At 34.9% G+C, this 17431-nt stretch carries 11 protein-coding genes; 9 read left to right on the forward strand and 2 right to left on the reverse strand.

Annotated elements, in window-relative coordinates; genetic code table 11:
- Position 1: 1 nt before the first annotated feature.
- Both WH188_RS17610 and pfkA read right to left on the reverse strand, forming a co-directional pair.
- Entirely contained in the window at positions 2 to 853 is an 852-nt protein-coding gene (locus WH188_RS17610; protein WP_021190387.1) for a hypothetical protein, read from the reverse strand.
- Positions 854 to 874: 21 nt separating this feature from the next.
- Positions 875 to 1861 carry a 6-phosphofructokinase gene (gene pfkA / locus WH188_RS17615; protein WP_021190386.1) on the reverse strand — a complete coding sequence of 329 codons (987 nt, stop codon included), beginning with the start codon at positions 1859 to 1861 and terminating at the stop codon, positions 875 to 877.
- 164 nt (positions 1862 to 2025) lie between these two features.
- Between pfkA and WH188_RS17620 the strand changes: the two genes are divergently transcribed.
- The 9 genes from WH188_RS17620 (at position 2026) to WH188_RS17660 (ending at position 17385) form a co-directional block, all read left to right on the forward strand.
- Positions 2026 to 2697, forward strand: coding sequence for an NUDIX hydrolase (locus WH188_RS17620; protein ID WP_021190385.1), 672 nt, complete (start codon positions 2026 to 2028; stop codon positions 2695 to 2697).
- A 156-nt stretch (positions 2698 to 2853) separates the two neighbouring features.
- Positions 2854 to 3477 carry a TetR/AcrR family transcriptional regulator gene (locus tag WH188_RS17625; protein ID WP_021190384.1) on the forward strand — a complete coding sequence of 208 codons (624 nt, stop codon included), beginning with the start codon at positions 2854 to 2856 and terminating at the stop codon, positions 3475 to 3477.
- 8 nt (positions 3478 to 3485) lie between these two features.
- On the forward strand, positions 3486 to 4835 hold the full coding sequence (locus WH188_RS17630; protein ID WP_132773547.1) for a TolC family protein: 1350 nt from the start codon (positions 3486 to 3488) through the stop codon (positions 4833 to 4835).
- Between the two features lie 10 nt (positions 4836 to 4845).
- On the forward strand, positions 4846 to 5904 hold the full coding sequence (locus WH188_RS17635; RefSeq protein ID WP_168126869.1) for an efflux RND transporter periplasmic adaptor subunit: 1059 nt from the start codon (positions 4846 to 4848) through the stop codon (positions 5902 to 5904).
- A 16-nt stretch (positions 5905 to 5920) separates the two neighbouring features.
- Positions 5921 to 9097 carry an efflux RND transporter permease subunit gene (locus tag WH188_RS17640; protein ID WP_132773551.1) on the forward strand — a complete coding sequence of 1059 codons (3177 nt, stop codon included), beginning with the start codon at positions 5921 to 5923 and terminating at the stop codon, positions 9095 to 9097.
- Positions 9098 to 9280: 183 nt separating this feature from the next.
- Entirely contained in the window at positions 9281 to 11122 is a 1842-nt protein-coding gene (gene glmS / locus WH188_RS17645) for a glutamine--fructose-6-phosphate transaminase (isomerizing) (RefSeq protein ID WP_132773553.1), read from the forward strand.
- Between the two features lie 4 nt (positions 11123 to 11126).
- On the forward strand, positions 11127 to 13313 hold the full coding sequence (locus WH188_RS17650; RefSeq protein WP_132773555.1) for a DUF4954 family protein: 2187 nt from the start codon (positions 11127 to 11129) through the stop codon (positions 13311 to 13313).
- A 176-nt stretch (positions 13314 to 13489) separates the two neighbouring features.
- Positions 13490 to 15493 carry a DUF3857 domain-containing protein gene (locus WH188_RS17655; RefSeq protein ID WP_168126868.1) on the forward strand — a complete coding sequence of 668 codons (2004 nt, stop codon included), beginning with the start codon at positions 13490 to 13492 and terminating at the stop codon, positions 15491 to 15493.
- Positions 15493 to 17385: a DUF3857 domain-containing protein gene (locus WH188_RS17660; protein ID WP_132773559.1), complete on the forward strand. Its 1893-nt coding sequence runs from the start codon at positions 15493 to 15495 to the stop codon at positions 17383 to 17385. Before WH188_RS17655 ends, WH188_RS17660 begins: the two co-directional genes overlap by 1 nt.
- Positions 17386 to 17431: the final 46 nt, after the last annotated feature.

The following is a 17431-nucleotide window of genomic DNA, read 5'->3' on the forward strand; positions in this document are numbered from 1 at the left end:
ATTAATTTTTATTGATATAATATTTTATAAGATTATGAATAGGTTCCTTTATAATTGTCCCTATTGATATATTAAATTCTTCCGTTGCCACCTCTTTTAGCAAATTTTCAAAATTAGCGGCTACGGAACCTGTAAAGTGAATGTCATTATCAGGATGTTCCTTGTACAATGGTTTAATGAAAGTTTTAAGAAACAAACGAAATCCATTTTTTACAATCTGAATAATGAATGGATGATTTTTGTTTTCCAATACAAATTCGGAGAATGAATTGAGAAAAATAGTTGGTTGAGGGGAATTATAAACCTTTTCCAAGATTATTTTTCGATCAATAGCATATTTATTTAATAGTTTATCCTGCAGATCCTGCGGAAGTGTATCTGTTAAATAATGTTTTAACAACATTCTTGATGTCCAATTCGTAGATCCTTCATCGGCTAAAATATAACCGAGGCCATAATTATTTGGGATAACTTTTTTTCCCGTATAAAATGCCGCATTTGAACCACTTCCGATAATGCCAATAATGCCTTTTTCATCGCCAAAAGAAGAAATTGCAGAGGCGATAACATCATGTTCCACCTTTACTTTCGCGTTAATAAAGAATTTTTCAAATACAGTTTTGATTTTGTTCTTGCGTTCCGGAGAAGATGAGCCAGCACCAAAAAAATAAATCCGTTTGATCTTTTCAGCATTATTGATCAAATTGGTATTTTTATTTAAAAGTTGTGCAATATATCGCTCGTCTTGCAAATAAGGGTTAATTCCACTTGTACGAAAGCCCGTGATCACACGACCTTTATCGGCTAATCTCCAATCTGCAAATTTTGAACCACTGTAGACCACTGCAATCATCTGAATTCTCTATTTTTTATTTTAAATAGCCAATACTTGAACAAGTTCTAACATATCAGAACTTAATTTGTATTCTTTATTATTAATAGCCTCCTCTAGTGGAGTCGTAACAACTTCATTCCCTCTAACACCAACAGTCATACGATTGTTTCCTTTTAGTAATTCTTTTACGGCAGCAAAACCTAAACGGCTCGCAAGTACCCGATCAAAGCTTGATGGAGAACCACCGCGTTGTAAGTGCCCTAAGATACTAACTTTTGTGTCATAATAATCAAATTTTTCTTTCACTTTTTTGGCTACATTATAGGCACCTCCGTTTTGATCACCTTCTGCGACAATAACAATTGAAGATGATTTTTTTCCACGGCCATCTGCAGCTGATAAGTGAGCAATTAATTCATCTATCGCTGTTTCCTTTTCTGGCAACAAAATTGCTTCTGCACCACCAGCTATGCCAGCATTCAAGGCAATACAGCCAGAGTCTCTTCCCATAACTTCAATGAAAAATAAACGCTCATGGGATGCAGCTGTATCTCTAATTTTATCTATTGCTTCGATAACTGTATTAGTTGCCGTATCATAACCTAATGTGAAATCAGATCCGTATAAATCGTTATCGATTGTACCAGGGATACAAATAACTGGAATATCATATTCTTTTGAGAAAAAGTCTGCACCTGTAAAAGTTCCATCTCCACCTATAGCAACCAAAGCATCAATACCGGCCGCTTTTACATTTTCGTAAGCTTTTGCTCTTCCTTCTTTTGTTTTAAATTCGAGACATCTCGCTGTTTTAAGAATAGTTCCGCCTAATTGGATAATATTACTAACCGAACGTGATGTCATTTCTGTAAAGTTACCGTCCAACATACCTTGATATCCTTGGTATATACCGGTAACACTTAATTTTTCGTATAATGCTGTACGGACAACCGCTCGAATGCAAGCATTCATGCCTGGAGCGTCTCCGCCTGATGTAAAAACTCCGATTCTTTTAATATTCACCACTGTCAAAAATTTTAGGTTGTACGAATATAGTGTATTTTTTACACTATTGAAATTATTTTTTATTTTTTTGTTTCGATAAAAATTAAGGTAAAGTTATTAACTTTATAGCATAAGCTACATATTCAACTCATTGGTTTAAGTAAAGATAATAAATTAGAAAAGTTTTGTATACTACATTTACAGTCGATTGTGTCATTTTCGGTTTTTATGAGGGGGAACTACATGTTCTACTAACGGAGAGAAATGAATATCCTTTTAAGGATTGGTGGGCGTTGCCTGGTTTTTTTGTTAATAATGATGAAGAAATGGAGGATGCTGTTAAGCGGATATTATATGAAAATACAGGTCTTAAGGATGTGTTTTTGGATCAATTGTATGCCTTTGCAGGTTTAAAAAGACATCCTCAGGGAAGGATCTTGACAGTTGCTTACTATGCTTTACTACAATTGGACAAGACAAAAATTAAGTTAAAGCCAGTTACTTCTTATATGCGACAGGCCAAATGGTTCCCTTTAAATAAAGTGCCAGATTTGGCTTTTGATCATAGTACAATTTTAAAACAAAGTGTTGAAAAATTGAGACGTCGTATCGCTAATACACCCATCGCTTTTGAACTGTTGCCAGACAAATTTACGTTGACACAGTTACAAATGGTCTATGAAAGTATTTTGGGAAGAGAATTGGATAAAAGAAATTTTAGAAAAAAAATGATTAACTACGGTTTTCTTAAAGAATTGGACGAAGTTCAAAAAGGAGTAGCTTATCGTGCGGCAAGGCTTTACAAGTTGGATAAACGCAAGTTTTTAAAGCAATTTCAAAACAGTATAACTTTTTAACAGTTATAAGTTTAAAATAAAAAAAGTGCATATCGTATAGTATGCACTTTTTTTATTTTAAAAATTGACGATCTGTTGACAATTAAATTGTGAGTGTTTTTCACTTTTTGTATATTTGACCAAAGTTTACATAAAGTCAAAAGTTTAGAATCAAGTATGTCAACAAACAATGATAATAAGAAAGAGTTCATTATTGCCGCAGCTATTAGAAGATTTGCGCACTATGGCTTTTCTAAAACAACCATGAATGAGATTGCAGAAGATGTTAAAATTACCAAGGCAAACCTTTATTACTATTATCCTGATAAAACAACATTAGTGCATGATGTGATCTTATCTGTCACAGATGATTTCAGGAAGCAAGAACAAGAACTAATTAAGAAGTCTAAATCTTCCGTCATTAATCTTCTTTTAGATTTGTTGGATTTAAAATCAGCATTTATAGAGCGTCATTATATGTTGCATATGAATGAAAACATGGAATGGATAAAAGGTGCGCCATTGCAAACATTGATGCGTCAAATACATGAAAAGGAAGTTATCGAAGTTGCAAAATTATTTCAAAATGGAGTAGATAATAAAGAACTTGCTATAGAGGATGTACATAAAACAAGTGAAATGTACGTTTACCTAATGAAAAGTATCGGATTAGTAGGAATATTATGTGATGTGTTTACCGGAATTCCAACGCAATGTAATGTGGGCGATGTTTTACAGAAGCAAAAAGATGCAACAATGTTAATATACAATGGTTTAAAGTTTAATACGGTTTCGAATTAATTATAAAAATGAAAAAGATAAAAATAGTAGGAGTGCTATTAGCCGCTTTGTTTTCAGTGAATTTCGCGCATGCGCAGGAAATATTAACATTGAACCAAGCTCTTAAGTATGCGCTGGAAAACAAAGCAGAGGCAAAAAAATCAACACTTGATTTAGAGAACGCCCAGTATAAAATTGACGAAGTCCGAGGGGGAGCTCTTCCGCAGATTAGTGGTGCAGGTACATTGACATATAACCCAATGTTACAGAAGGTGGCACTACCTGGAGAAATTATTGGAAAACCCGGTGAAACAGTAATGGTCGCAATGGGGCAAAAGTGGCAATCAAATGCTTCCCTGCAGGTTAATCAGCAGCTATTTAACCAATCATTATTTACGGGTTTAAAAGCCGCAAAAACTACAAAAGAGTTCTATATCATTAATAAAAGCTTGTCTGATGAGCAATTAATTGAAAAGGTCGCAAATGCGTATTATGATGTTTTTCAGACACAGTTACAACTAGAGACCGTTGATAATAATTTAAATAGCACAACTAAAACAAGAGATGTGATCGCGGGTTTGGTACAGGCGGGTTTGGGAAAGAAAATTGATTTGGACCGTACAAGTGTAGCTGTCAATAATTTAAAAGCAAACCGTCAAATTTTGATTAATGCATTGGAATTGAAAGAAAATGCGTTGAAATTTGCTATTGGTATGCCTATGCAACAGGAAGTTAAACTTCCCAATGAGACTTTTGAAATAAACTTATCAACAGCTGATTTAGCAGCGGCAGAATTAGCATCAAGAACTGAAGTTAGATTGCTGGAAAAGCAAAACCAACTATTGGAGTTGAATAGAAATGCTATGAAAGCTGAACTTTACCCTAAACTTTCTTTTTCTGGTAATTTAGGATATTTAGGAATGGGACCAACTTTCCCAATTTTCGCAAAAAATGAAGGAGTTAAATGGTCGGGTTTTTCTGGTTTAGGCTTAAATCTCTCAGTTCCTATTTTTACTGGAGGAACAACAAAAGCCAAAATTAACCAAGCTACTATTCAGTTGAAACAAGCGCAGGTTGATTTGGAAGATACTAAATTGGCTCTGAGTTTATCCAATGAAAATGCCAAATCGCAGATTACAAATAGTCTATTGACAATTAATAGTAATCGCGAAAATGTACAATTAGCGAAAGAAGTTTTGGATAACACGCAGAATAATTATAAAAATGGATTAGCAACGCTCACAGATTTATTAGATGCTGAAAATGCTTATGCAGATGCACAAAACAATTTAAGTACATCATTATTAAATTACAAAGTAGCTGAGGTTCAATTGATTAAGGCTAAAGGGGAATTAAATACATTATTAAATAGCAAATAGTAACCGATATATGAAAAAGATATTTATAACAGGAATCATAGTTATTGCTGCATTAGCAGGTATTATGTATGTGTTGAAAAAAAATAAAAAGGAGAATGAAGCTCAAACAGCTGTAGTAGCGCAAAAAAATGCAGCAGTTGCTGTTCGTATTGCTGAGGCAGGCATTAAGGATGTCAATACAGTATACGTAACAAATGGAACTTTCCTTCCTAAACAAGAAGTTAAACTTTCTTCAGAAGTTGCTGGACGTGTAGCTCGTGTACTTGTAGATGAAGGTGATTATGTAAAAGTAGGACAGACATTAGCCATTATTGTTGGAGATAAGCAAAATGTAAGTGTAAACAATGCGCAGGCGGTTTACGATAATGCGAAAAATGAGGTAGCTCGATTTGAAAGTGCATTTGCAACAGGTGGTGTTACGAAACAGCAATTAGATCAGATGAAATTGCAATTGGAAAATGCAAAAAACAATTTACGCTCATCACAGATCACGGCCTCAGATGTTAACGTAAAAGCTTCATTTGCTGGTATTGTCAATAAGAGAAGTATTGAGCCGGGTTCATATGTAAGCCCAGGAAATGAAATGTTTGAAATCGTCAATGTGTCTTCATTAAAATTGAAGGTAAACGTAGACGAGAAAAATATAGGATTTGTCAAATTAGGTCAAAACATCAAGGTTCAGTCAGCAGTGTTAGCTAATAAAACCTTCCAAGGTAAAGTCACATTTATTGCGCCCAAAGCAGATGGAAGTCTAAATTTCCCTGTTGAATTGGAAATAAGTAATAATGCTGCTAATGATTTAAAGGCAGGAATGTACGGAACAGCTTATTTTGGTGATGATCAGACTGCTCAAGCATTAGTTGTTCCTAGAGATGCTTTTGTCGGTAGTGTAAGCTCGAATCAGGTATTTGTTGTTAAAGACGGAAAAGCGGTATTAACTAAAGTAACTGCTGGTCGTGTGTTTGGAGATCAGGTTGAAATCATTTCAGGTATTGAAAGTGGTGCACAAGTCATTACGACAGGACAGATCAATTTATTGGATAGTACTGCTGTAGAAATCATTAAATAATTAACGTAAGTTTTAAATGAAAATTTCTGAAATATCTATAAAACGACCGAGTATCATCATTGTCATATTTTTATTATTGACATTAGGTGGTATCGGATCTTATTTGAATTTAGGCTACGAATTAGTTCCTAAATTTGATGTGAATGTTATAACTGTACAGACCGTCTATCCCGGAGCTGCTCCTTCGGAAGTAGAAACATCTGTTTCTAAAGTAATAGAAGATGCCGTTTCATCTTTAGAGAACGTAAAGAAGATTGAAACAAAATCTATGGAAAGTGTTTCGGTCGTCATGATTACGTTAAATACAGGTGCCGATGTCAACTTTCTTTTGACTGATGCACAACGTAAAATCAATGCTGTGATCAATGATTTACCGGAAGATGCCGAAACCCCATCGTTAAGTAAATTTTCACTCGATGATGTGGCGATAATGAACCTTTCAGTAACGTCAAGCTTATCTGAAAAAGAATTATACGACTTATTAGATCAAAAGATTCAACCTGTTTTTGCCCGGATATTAGGTGTTGCAAAAGTAGATTTGACCGGTGGTGAAGAACGCGAAATCCAAGTAAGTGCTAATCCAGAAAAATTAGAAGGATATGGCCTTACGATCAGTGATGTGCAAAAAATAATTGCATCTTCTAACTTAGATTTTCCTACAGGTAGCATTAAATCGAGAGACAATCAGACAACAATCCGTCTATCGGGTAAATTTACCTCATTGGACCAAATGCGTAATCTTCCGATCACTACGCCTTCTGGTGTATCAATTCGTTTAAGTGATGTTGCAGATGTTCAGGATGGTATCAAGGATATTGAAAAGATATCTCGTATTGATCAAAAAAACACCATTTTAATGCAGGTTTTCAAGCAGTCAGATGCCAATGCGGTTGCTGTATCGAAACTTGTTAAAAAGACAATCGAGGTTGTAGAAAAAGATTACAAGGAACAAAAAATCAAAATTGATGTCGCGAGTGATTCGACTGAATACACCATTAATGCCGCAAGTAACGTAATGCACGATTTAATGATCGCTGTTGCTTTGGTAGGTTTTATCATGTTGTTTTTCTTGCATAGTTTACGTGATGCCTTTATCGCTGTTGTAGCTATTCCTTTGTCATTGATTGCAACTTTTATCGGGCTTTATGTAATGGGGTATACGCTTAACTTAATGTCCTTATTAGGTCTTTCCCTAGTGGTTGGTATTTTAGTGGATGATGCGATCGTTGTTATTGAGAATATTCACAGGCACATGCAAATGGGTAAAAGCAAGATTCGTGCAGCTTATGATGGTGCTGCAGAAATTGGTTTTACCGTAACTGCCATTACGTTAGTAATTGTTGTTGTATTCTTACCGATTGCTTTATCATCAGGTTTAGTATCTGACATCTTGCGTCAATTTTGTGTAACGGTTATTTTTGCAACATTAATCTCTTTACTTGTTTCATTTACCGTAGTACCTTGGTTGTATTCACGTTTTGGGAAACTGTCACACATTAGCAATGCGACTTTCTTTGGTAGAATTTTAGAAAAATTTGAAGCAGGATTACAGAAATTAACACATTGGATTTCTGGAATTTTAGAATGGGCATTACGTAATCGCTGGAATAAGGTAATTACCTTAGTCGTAACGATTATGATGTTTGCTGCATCCATTAGTTTATTGGTGATGGGTTACATTGGTACAGATTTCTTTCCGGGTAATGATAAAGGAGAATTCTATTTACAGCTAGAACTTAATAAAGATGCTTCGATTGAACAAACCAACTTTATGACTCAAAAAGCTGAATCATTTTTAGCGGCTAAACCAGAGATCGAAAGAGTGATCACAACTGTGGGACAGGCGTCTGATGGTATGATGGCTGGTACTTCAGGAACGAAGTATAAATCTGAAATGCAGATTTATTTGAAAGATGGTCAAAACAAATTGGTGCCAACAAAAGTGTATGCTGCGAAGTTGAAACGAGAGATGGAAGAGCATTTAGTGGGAGCCAAAGTAAAGACGGTTTCAATCGGTATTATGGGGGCAGAGCAGGCTCCATTGAATCTAACTGTAATTGCATCATCGCAAAAAGATGCTTTAGAATTTGCTGATAAGGCTGCCGCATTATTGCGTAATATTTCAGGAGCAACGGAAGTAAAATTGACATCAGAAGATGGTAATCCGGAGATCAATGTACAATTAGATCGTGACAAGATGAATGCTCTGGGATTAAATGTCGCTTCTGTAGGTATGACGATGCAGACAGCATTCTCTGGTAATACTGATACAAAATACCGTGCTGGTGATACAGAATATGATATCAACATTCGTTATGATCAATCTGGGAGAACGAGTATGGATAATGTGAAAAACTTAAAATTCATTAATGCGAAGGGCGAGTCGATTTCCTTAGAACAATTTGCAGATATCGAATATGGATCTGGGCCAACTTTATTGGAGAGACGTGATAAGTCACCATCTGTTTCAGTACAAGCGCAAGTTGTCGGTAAACCTGCTGGTACGATAGCGAGTGAATGGGAAACTGAATTTAAGAAACTTGAACTTAAACCAGGTGTATCGTTCAAGTGGGGCGGAAATATGGAGAATCAACAAGAAGGTTTCGGTACTTTAGGAATTGCATTATTAGCATCCATTATCTTAGTATACTTCGTGATGGTAGCCTTATATGATAGTTTTGCAACGCCATTTATTGTATTATTCTCGATCCCATTATCGTTCATTGGTGCATTTTTGTTATTAGCATTAACGAACCAGACTTTAAATATCTTTACTATTTTAGGTATTATTATGTTGATTGGTTTAGTTGCGAAAAATGCCATTATGTTGGTTGACTTTGCAAATCATAAGAAAGACGCCGGTTTTACTACATATGAATCATTAATTGCGGCAAACCATGCACGTTTACGTCCTATTTTAATGACAACTATTGCAATGGTTATTGGAATGGTTCCGATTGCAATGGCGCAAGGTGACGGTGCCGACATGAACCGTGGTATTGCAATTGTGATTATTGGTGGTTTATTGTCATCGTTGTTTCTTACGCTGATAATAGTACCAGTTGTTTACTCTCTTTTCGATGGCATTCAAAGAAGATTGGGTAATCATGAAAAGGTAGATTACGAAGCAGAAATGGTTGCAGACTATGTTCCAAGTGATGATTATGTAGATGAAATGTCCAGCAAGCACTAAATATTTTTCATAAGTTTATTTAAAAGAAGAAAGCCTTGCAAAACTGCAAGGCTTTCTTCTTTTGTTACTGTTCGTATTTAATTTATGTTAAATTTTGATAAAATTATTTCAAACAATCGATTGCATTTAAAAAAATGCTAATTTTGATTCAATTGTTTAAATTAATAACGTTAATAATAAATTATGTGTGGAATAGTTGGTTACACGGGTCCGCGTCAGGCATTTTCTATCGTGCTTGATGGACTTAAGAGATTAGAATATCGTGGATATGATAGTGCTGGTATAGCATTAGTTCAAGAAAACAAGCTCAATGTTTTTAAAAAAGCAGGTAAAGTAGCAAATTTGGAAACTGCCGTTTCTGGCCATGATGTTAGTTCACATACCGCTATTGGACATACCAGATGGGCTACACACGGTGAGCCTTCCGACAGAAATGCTCATCCACATTATACACCTGATGGTCAAATTGCCATGATTCATAATGGTATTATTGAAAACTATCTAACTATAAAAAATGAATTAATCAGTAAAGGGTATGAGTTTAAAAGCGATACAGATACCGAAGTTTTACTCTATTTTATTTCTGAAATTAAGAAAAATAATGCCTGTAGTTTAGAGGAAGCAGTACGTATTGCTTTAAAACGGGTTGTTGGTGCTTATGTTATTTTATTGATAGAACCGGAACATCCTGAAACTATCATTGCGGCACGTAAAGGAAGTCCATTGGTTATCGGTATTGGTAAAGGAGAGCATTTTCTTGGTTCCGATGCATCTCCAATGTTAGCATATACCAATGAGGTTGTGTATATCAATGATTACGAATTGGCCATTGTTAAACCTGATGAATTAATATTAAAAAATATAGGAAATGAGCGTGTTACACCTTATGTTCAAAAGTTAGATCTGGAATTGGCGGCGATTGAAAAAGGAGGCTATGATCACTTTATGCTCAAAGAAATTATAGAACAGCCGCAAGCTATTTTTGATTCAATGCGTGGACGTTTGGATTTAGATAAACTGACCATTACATTGAGCGGCATTGAGCAGTACGCAGAGCAGATTTGTAAAGCAAATCGAATAGTCATCGTCTCATGTGGTACAAGCTGGCATGCCGGATTAGTAGCTGAATATTTAATTGAGGAGCTTTGCCGGATCAATGTCGAAGTCGAGTATGCTTCAGAATTTCGATACCGAAATCCTATTGTAAATGAAGGAGATGTTATTTTAGCGATATCACAGAGCGGTGAAACAGCAGATACACTGGTTGCTTTAGAAAATGCGAAAAGCAAAGGAGCAATTATATTGGGTGTTGTGAATGTTGTAGGATCATCTATTGCAAGATTATCACACGCTGGTGCGTACACGCATGCTGGTCCAGAGATTGGAGTAGCAAGTACAAAAGCATTCACTGCGCAGTTAACAGTTCTTGAATTAATCGCAATTAAAATAGCGCATATTAAAAAAACAATTGATGAGCACCAATATGCACATCTTTTAAAAGAACTGAGTGCAGTTCCAGATAAAGTACAAACGATTTTAGATACGCAACTTCCAAAAATCAGAGAAATAGCTCGTAAATATAAGGACGCAAGAGATTTTCTATATTTAGGTAGAGGATATAATTTCCCTATTGCATTAGAAGGAGCCTTAAAACTAAAGGAAATTACGTATATCCATGCAGAAGGGTATCCGGCAGCAGAGATGAAGCACGGACCTATTGCATTAGTAGATGAAAATCTTCCAGTAGTATTTGTGGCTACCAAGGACCGCTATCATGAGAAAATTGTGAGTAATATTCAGGAAGTGAAGGCCAGAAAAGGTCGTATTATAGCGGTTATTACTGAGGGAGATGAAGTATCAAAAGGGTTGGCGGAAGATTATATCGAAATTCCGGATGCTGATGAAATTGTAGCACCTATTTTATCCGTTATTCCATTGCAATTATTATCATACTATATGGGCGTTGAACGTAATCAAGATGTTGACAAACCTCGTAATCTAGCCAAATCTGTGACTGTTGAATAAAAATATGAGTCAAATAAAAAAAGGTAGCATCACTCGATTAGGTTTTGATTTTATTCCACAGGTATTTATACCAAAAGGGAAAGATGAAAATCATCATCGTTTTGAACAAAATCCACGTTCAGATTATAGGAATTTGACAGTAGAAGAAATCGTCATTCTTATCGAAAATGGTAATAGGGCAGATAATTGGGAGAATATCTTGGTAAGTGAATCATTTATCCCTTATCAAATTAGACAGAGTAATTTCTTTGGGCTGGTTCGAATTGGTCATATGGCACCAACCTATTTAGAATATCGTAATCTTAAACTGGAATCAGGTATTTATAATAGCACTATTGTAAGTTCTGATTTGGGTGATTACGTGGCTATACACCATGTCCGTTATATGTCTCATTTCATTATTGGTAACGATGTTATATTAAGTAACATCAGCGAAATGGAGACGAGTAGTACTGCTAAATTTGGAAATGGAGTTTTACGAGAAGGGGAGGCCGAAGATCTACGGATAGCATTGGAGCTATGTAACGAAAATGGGGTGCGCTCTATTCTTCCTTTTGATGGGATGCAAGCAGCGGATGCTTATTTGTGGACACGAAATAGGCAAGATACTGTTTTGCAGCATAGATTTAAGGAGCTGACTGAAAAGAGATTTTCCACAGTACGAGGCACCTATAGTATGATTGGCGATCGCTGTATCATTAAAAATTCGCAGAATATAAAAAATGTGCAAATTGGTTCAGATGCATATATTAAAGGAATCAATAAACTGAAAAATCTTACCATTAATTCTTCGCCCGAAGCATTTACACAAATCGGTGAAGGTTGTGAATTGGTCAATGGAATTGTCGGATATGGATGCCGTATATTCTACGGAGTTAAAGCTGTAAGGTTTATTTTGTCGTCTTTTTCACAATTGAAATATGGCGCTCGTCTTATAAATTCTTTTTTAGGAGATAACTCAACTATTTCGTGTTGCGAAGTTCTAAATTCTTTAATCTTTCCTGCACATGAGCAACATCATAACAATTCTTTCTTATGCGCGGCAACGATCATGGGGCAGAGCAATATGGCTGCAGGTGCGACAGTTGGTTCGAATCATAATTCTAGAGCTGCAGATGGCGAAATTATTGCAGGAAGAGGATTCTGGCCAGGCCTATGTGTTAGTTTAAAGCATAATTCAAGATTTGCATCTTATACACTTCTAGTTAAGGGTGATTTTCCATATGAAATGGATATTCCGATTCCATTTTCTTTAGTCAACAATGATGTTAAAAACGATAAATTAATGATCATACCTGGTTATTGGTTTATGTATAATATGTATGCGCTTGTTCGTAATGCAAATAAATATGAAAGTAGAGATAAACGTTTATTGAAAAATCAATATTTAGAGTATGATATGCTTGCTCCAGATACGATCAATGAGCTTTTCAATTCCTTGCGCATTATTGAATTGGCAGTTGGTTCTAAAATTGATGCAGATAGCAATTTGCTCACCAAAGAAGAAATTATTCGAGCAGGTAGAGCAAAATTGACTGGACCGCTAGATCAGATACCTACATCAGTTCTTGTAAAAGGATTTGAACATTCGAAAAGGAAAGTGGAATTGGTCAAAATTGGCACTGCTTATCCACTTTTTAAGCGTTTTATCCAATACTACGGAACCATTCATATGATTGACTTTTTAGAAACTCATAGCTTTGAAGAGTTGAAAAATGAGATGACAAATAGTCAACGCCTAGAGTGGGAAAATATCGGTGGGCAATTGATAGAAAAAAATGCTATTGATCAATTGCTTCGTGAAATTAAATCAGGCAAGATTGATGATTGGGAAGATATCCATAAATATTATCATGAATTGAGTCGATCTTACTTAGAAACAAAAAGGGCGCATGCATTTGCATCGTTACTCGAAATTACAGACGTAACATCGGAATCTATATCGGTTGAAATTGTGCAAGCTTGGCTGAAAGAAGCGATCTCGCATCGAACATGGATGGTTGATGAAATTTACGCAAGTAGGGCGAAAGATTACGAGAATCCTTTTCGAAATATGGTATACAACAGTGAAGAGGAACGTGATTTGGTTGTTGGCAAGTTATCTGAGAATAGTTTTATTTTGCAGCAACGTGACGAGCTCAATGGCTTTATAAAATGTGCCCATAAATTAATTTCAAAACTGTCGAATTAGACGATAATATAAAAACAAAAAATAAATCTTTCAAAATAGAACAATAGATGGTTGATAAATATTTTATGTAGTTATATTATTCATATTTTCAGGAAACAATTTAAGTTTAAAACGATATTTAATAGCTATTAAATATCGTTTTATTATTTATATTTGCATGACCAATTATAAATAAAATGCCATATAAAAAAGTATTATTAGTTTTTCTGATGTTATTTACCATCAGTCACTATCAGGTTTATGCACAAAAAAAAGAAAAAATCGAATATAAGTTTGGCAAAATTCAACCTGAAGAATTTTCAATTATGCCATCAGGTGCAGACTCTGCCGCTTCAGCCATTAAATTGTTTGACATCGGTAACTGTTATTTTGAATTAAGTCCTGCTTCAAAATCATTTGTCTATGTATATGAAAGACACGTGCGTTATAAAATCATTAATAAAAATGGGTATGATTACGCAAATCATACTATTGGATTGTATAAAAGTAATTCACAGTCCAAGGAAACGTTAGATAATATGAGCGCAGCTACCTATAATATGGTGGATGGTGTCATGAAAACAGACAAAATTGATAAAGATTCAAAATTTACGGAAGAAGTAAATAAGAATGTTATCCAGAAAAAATTTACACTACCTAATGTAAAAGAAGGATCTATAATTGAATATAAGTATAAGATTAAATCGGATTTCATTTTTAATCTTCGCGGATGGAGTTTCCAAAGTGAAATTCCGACCCGTTGGTCCGAATTTACAGTAACTATTCCAGAGTATTTTGATTATAAATTCAGTAGAAATGGATATTATGATATTGCACATCCTATGCACGAAACCGTTAATGCAAGTTACGTTTCCGGTGTTCAATCTGCTGCGATTCGTGATCGCTTTGTGGCAGAAAATATGCCCGCTTTGAAGGACGAACCTTTTATTTCAAGCCTAGATGATTATCGACCTTCTATAGATTTTGAACTTCGATCCACCAATTTCCCTGGACAGTTTTTTGTTGATTATACAGGATCATGGCCAAAGATTATCAGTTCTTTGCTAGAAGATGAAAATTTTGGACGTTATATAGAGAAAACAAGCTTCGCTAAAAATAATTTGAAATCTATCATTAAAGCTGAAAACGATTCTTTGGCAAATGCGAAATCAATTTTTAAATATGTTAAGGATAATCTTAAGTGGAATGAGAAGTACAATTTTTATAGTACGGAAACAAATCCCAAAACAATTTTTGAGAAAAAAACAGGAAATTCAGCCGATTTAAATTTGGTGCTGATCAACTTTCTGAAAGAAGCGAATTACAGTGTTTATCCAGTGTTAATTAGTACACGTTCCAATGGGAAACATCCTGGATACCCAATCATAAGTAAATTTGATAATGTTGTGGCTGCGGTAGAAATTGGAGGCAAATCATACTTTCTCGATGCAACGGTTAAGGACATGCCATTTGGAATGATGAATTATCAAAATTTAAATCATGAGGGTTTTTTGATCAATGTTGGTGAAAAAAGTGGTGGGTGGATCAGCACTGAAACGCTTTTCGGAGATGAGAGCATGCATGTGTATAATCTCGTGTTAGATAAAGAAAACCGATTAAAAGGTAGTGTAACCAATTATTTCAATGGATATGCCGGTTTAAGTGCTCGCAACAGCTACAGGACTGCCATCAATGAAGAAGATTATATCAAGAACCTGAAAAAAAATAAAACGGGATTAGAGCTTAATAACTTCAAGATCTTAAATCTGGATAGTCTAGATGATCGATTGATTGAAACGATGGATGTTGAGATAGAAGATAATGTGGAAGAAGCTGGAGATCTGGTTTATTTCACACCTTTACTTTTCGAACGAACAAAGGAAAACCCATTGAAACATGAGGAAAGACTTTTTCCTGTAGATTTCGCTCATCCGATACTTGAAAATTGCCGGGTAGTCATTAATTTTCCTGAAGATTATCAGATTGATAAACTTCCTAAGGGCGGCATTTTTAAACTTCCTGAAGATGTCGGCTCCTTTTCGATATCGTATTTAATCGATGGCCAGACACTTCTAATAAAAAGTGCTATTCATATCAATAAGTCGATGTACAGTTCAGAAGAGTATTTCTATCTTAAAGAACTTTTCGCCGCTATTGTAGAGAAGCAAGCAGAAAAAATTGTATTTAAAAAGAAGGTATAATGAAGTATACATTGGGTTTAATGGCATTGCTGTTTTTTTCTCACGGTAATGCACAGACAAATTGGGATGTGGCAAATATCCACGAAGCGCTTAAAAAAGATGCCACTATTGTTATTAGAAATGAAGAACAGTTCCTCGATATTAAAGGCATCAATGCTGCAAAGTATGATTATAAAATAACTGCAACCATTTTTAGCAAAGCAGGTGATGACTTTGCTGCAATGGAAGAAGTTTACGATAAGTTTTCTACTATTTATAATATAAAAGCGGTTTTGTATGATGCCACCGGTAAGAAGATTAAGGAATATAAATCCTCTGATATAAAAGATCAAAGCTTGATATCTGGTTTTTCAATATTTGAGGACAATAGGCTAAAGAGTCTGAAATTTGTAAGTAATAGTTATCCGTATACCATTGAATATAGTTTTAGCCAAGATTTTAAAGGATTACTTTATTTTCCCCAGTGGCGCGATCTAAAAGATTTTGGTGTTTCCGTAGAAAAATCAAGTTATTGTATTCAAAAAGATAAAAATTATCAAATGAAATACCTCTCGAGTACAGGGTTAAAAGTTGATTCGACCAGTATTGGAGGTAAAATACGTTATAAATGGGAGAGTAGTCAAGTACCTGCTTTAGCTAAAGAACCGATGGCTATAGGGATTGATAATCTAAGTTCCTGGGTTAAAGCCTCTCCGAACTTATTTGAATATGATGGCTCTACCGGTAATTTTGATAACTGGAATAATTTTGGACAATGGATTTATAAGCTTAATGAGGGTGGAAATCAATTACCTGAAGCATTTAAAATCAAGATTCGGGATTTAACACAAGCAGCACGGACTCCAGAAGAAAAGATGCGCATCCTGTATCAATATCTGCAACAGAATACACGTTATGTCAGTGTGCAATTGGGTATTGGCGGATTTAGACCTGTATTGGCGGAGAAAGTAGCTACAGTTAATTATGGTGATTGTAAGGGGCTGTCCAATTTTATGAAAGCGATGCTGAATGAAGTGGGAATTAATTCACATTTAGTGATGATTGGAAATGGCAAACCTAGTTTAAACCCTCAATACTCAAGTATCGGGCAGGCTAATCATATGATATTAGCTGTACCGATAGGGAAGGACACTACCTTTCTGGAGTGCACGAGCCCTTATTATCCCATGGGATTTATTGGTTACGGAAACTCAAATAGAAACGTACTGTTAGTGACAGAAGCTGGTGGAAAACTTGTAAAGACGCCGGCTTATAATGCCTCACAAAACTATCAGGTGAGTAAAACAAAAATTAAATTTAACAATGAAAATGATATTGATGTATTGATCAACACATCATATGGTAATTCTCAATTTGAAGATAATTTACGAAAAACAGTTTTAGAACCAAGTGAACAGAAAAAAAGAGCATTAGAAAATAGCAATATTCCTATTGAAACATTTGGTTATTATAAATGTGATCAAAAAGATAAAACTAAACCGGAGTTAGTAGAGGAGTTATCATTTAAATCAAAACCATTATTAAGTAAGGGTGGTGATAAATATTTTCTGTTACTGAATCAAATGAATAGAAGGGAAGCTGTACCTATTAAGATTGCAGATCGAAAAACATTTTTTTCCGTTCCTTATGCGTATGAAGATAAAGATGAGATCGTTTTCGAATTGCCACAAGGCTATCAGATAGACTTTATTCCAAAAGATATTCTGATCGAATCAGATTTCGGTATTTACACGGCGACATTTGAAAAAAAAGATGGTCTTCTTATCTACAGCCGAACTCAGAAAATGAATGATAAAATATATCCACCAGAAAAATACAGTGAGTATGTTGATTTTTATAAAAAAATAGTTCAGGCAGATAAGCAGAAAGCTGTTATTACAAAAACGTTATAATTCATTTAAACTGATGTAATAAATTAAAAAGCTGTAAGGAAACTTT

This window comes from Sphingobacterium sp. MYb388, assembly GCF_037479535.1.
GTDB classification, from domain to species: domain Bacteria; phylum Bacteroidota; class Bacteroidia; order Sphingobacteriales; family Sphingobacteriaceae; genus Sphingobacterium; species Sphingobacterium anhuiense.

Excerpts from the sequence above, each read along its gene's own strand:
- WH188_RS17660 (WP_132773559.1), top strand. The coding sequence starts at position 15,493 with ATGAAGTATACATTGGGTTTAATGGCATTGCTGTTTTTTTCTCACGGT.
- WH188_RS17640 (WP_132773551.1), top strand. The coding sequence starts at position 5,921 with ATGAAAATTTCTGAAATATCTATAAAACGACCGAGTATCATCATTGTC.
- WH188_RS17655 (WP_168126868.1), top strand. The coding sequence starts at position 13,490 with ATGCCATATAAAAAAGTATTATTAGTTTTTCTGATGTTATTTACCATC.
- WH188_RS17635 (WP_168126869.1), top strand. The coding sequence starts at position 4,846 with ATGAAAAAGATATTTATAACAGGAATCATAGTTATTGCTGCATTAGCA.
- glmS (WP_132773553.1), top strand. The coding sequence starts at position 9,281 with ATGTGTGGAATAGTTGGTTACACGGGTCCGCGTCAGGCATTTTCTATC.
- WH188_RS17650 (WP_132773555.1), top strand. The coding sequence starts at position 11,127 with ATGAGTCAAATAAAAAAAGGTAGCATCACTCGATTAGGTTTTGATTTT.
- WH188_RS17625 (WP_021190384.1), top strand. The coding sequence starts at position 2,854 with ATGTCAACAAACAATGATAATAAGAAAGAGTTCATTATTGCCGCAGCT.
- WH188_RS17630 (WP_132773547.1), top strand. The coding sequence starts at position 3,486 with ATGAAAAAGATAAAAATAGTAGGAGTGCTATTAGCCGCTTTGTTTTCA.
- WH188_RS17610 (WP_021190387.1), bottom strand. The coding sequence starts at position 853 with ATGATTGCAGTGGTCTACAGTGGTTCAAAATTTGCAGATTGGAGATTA.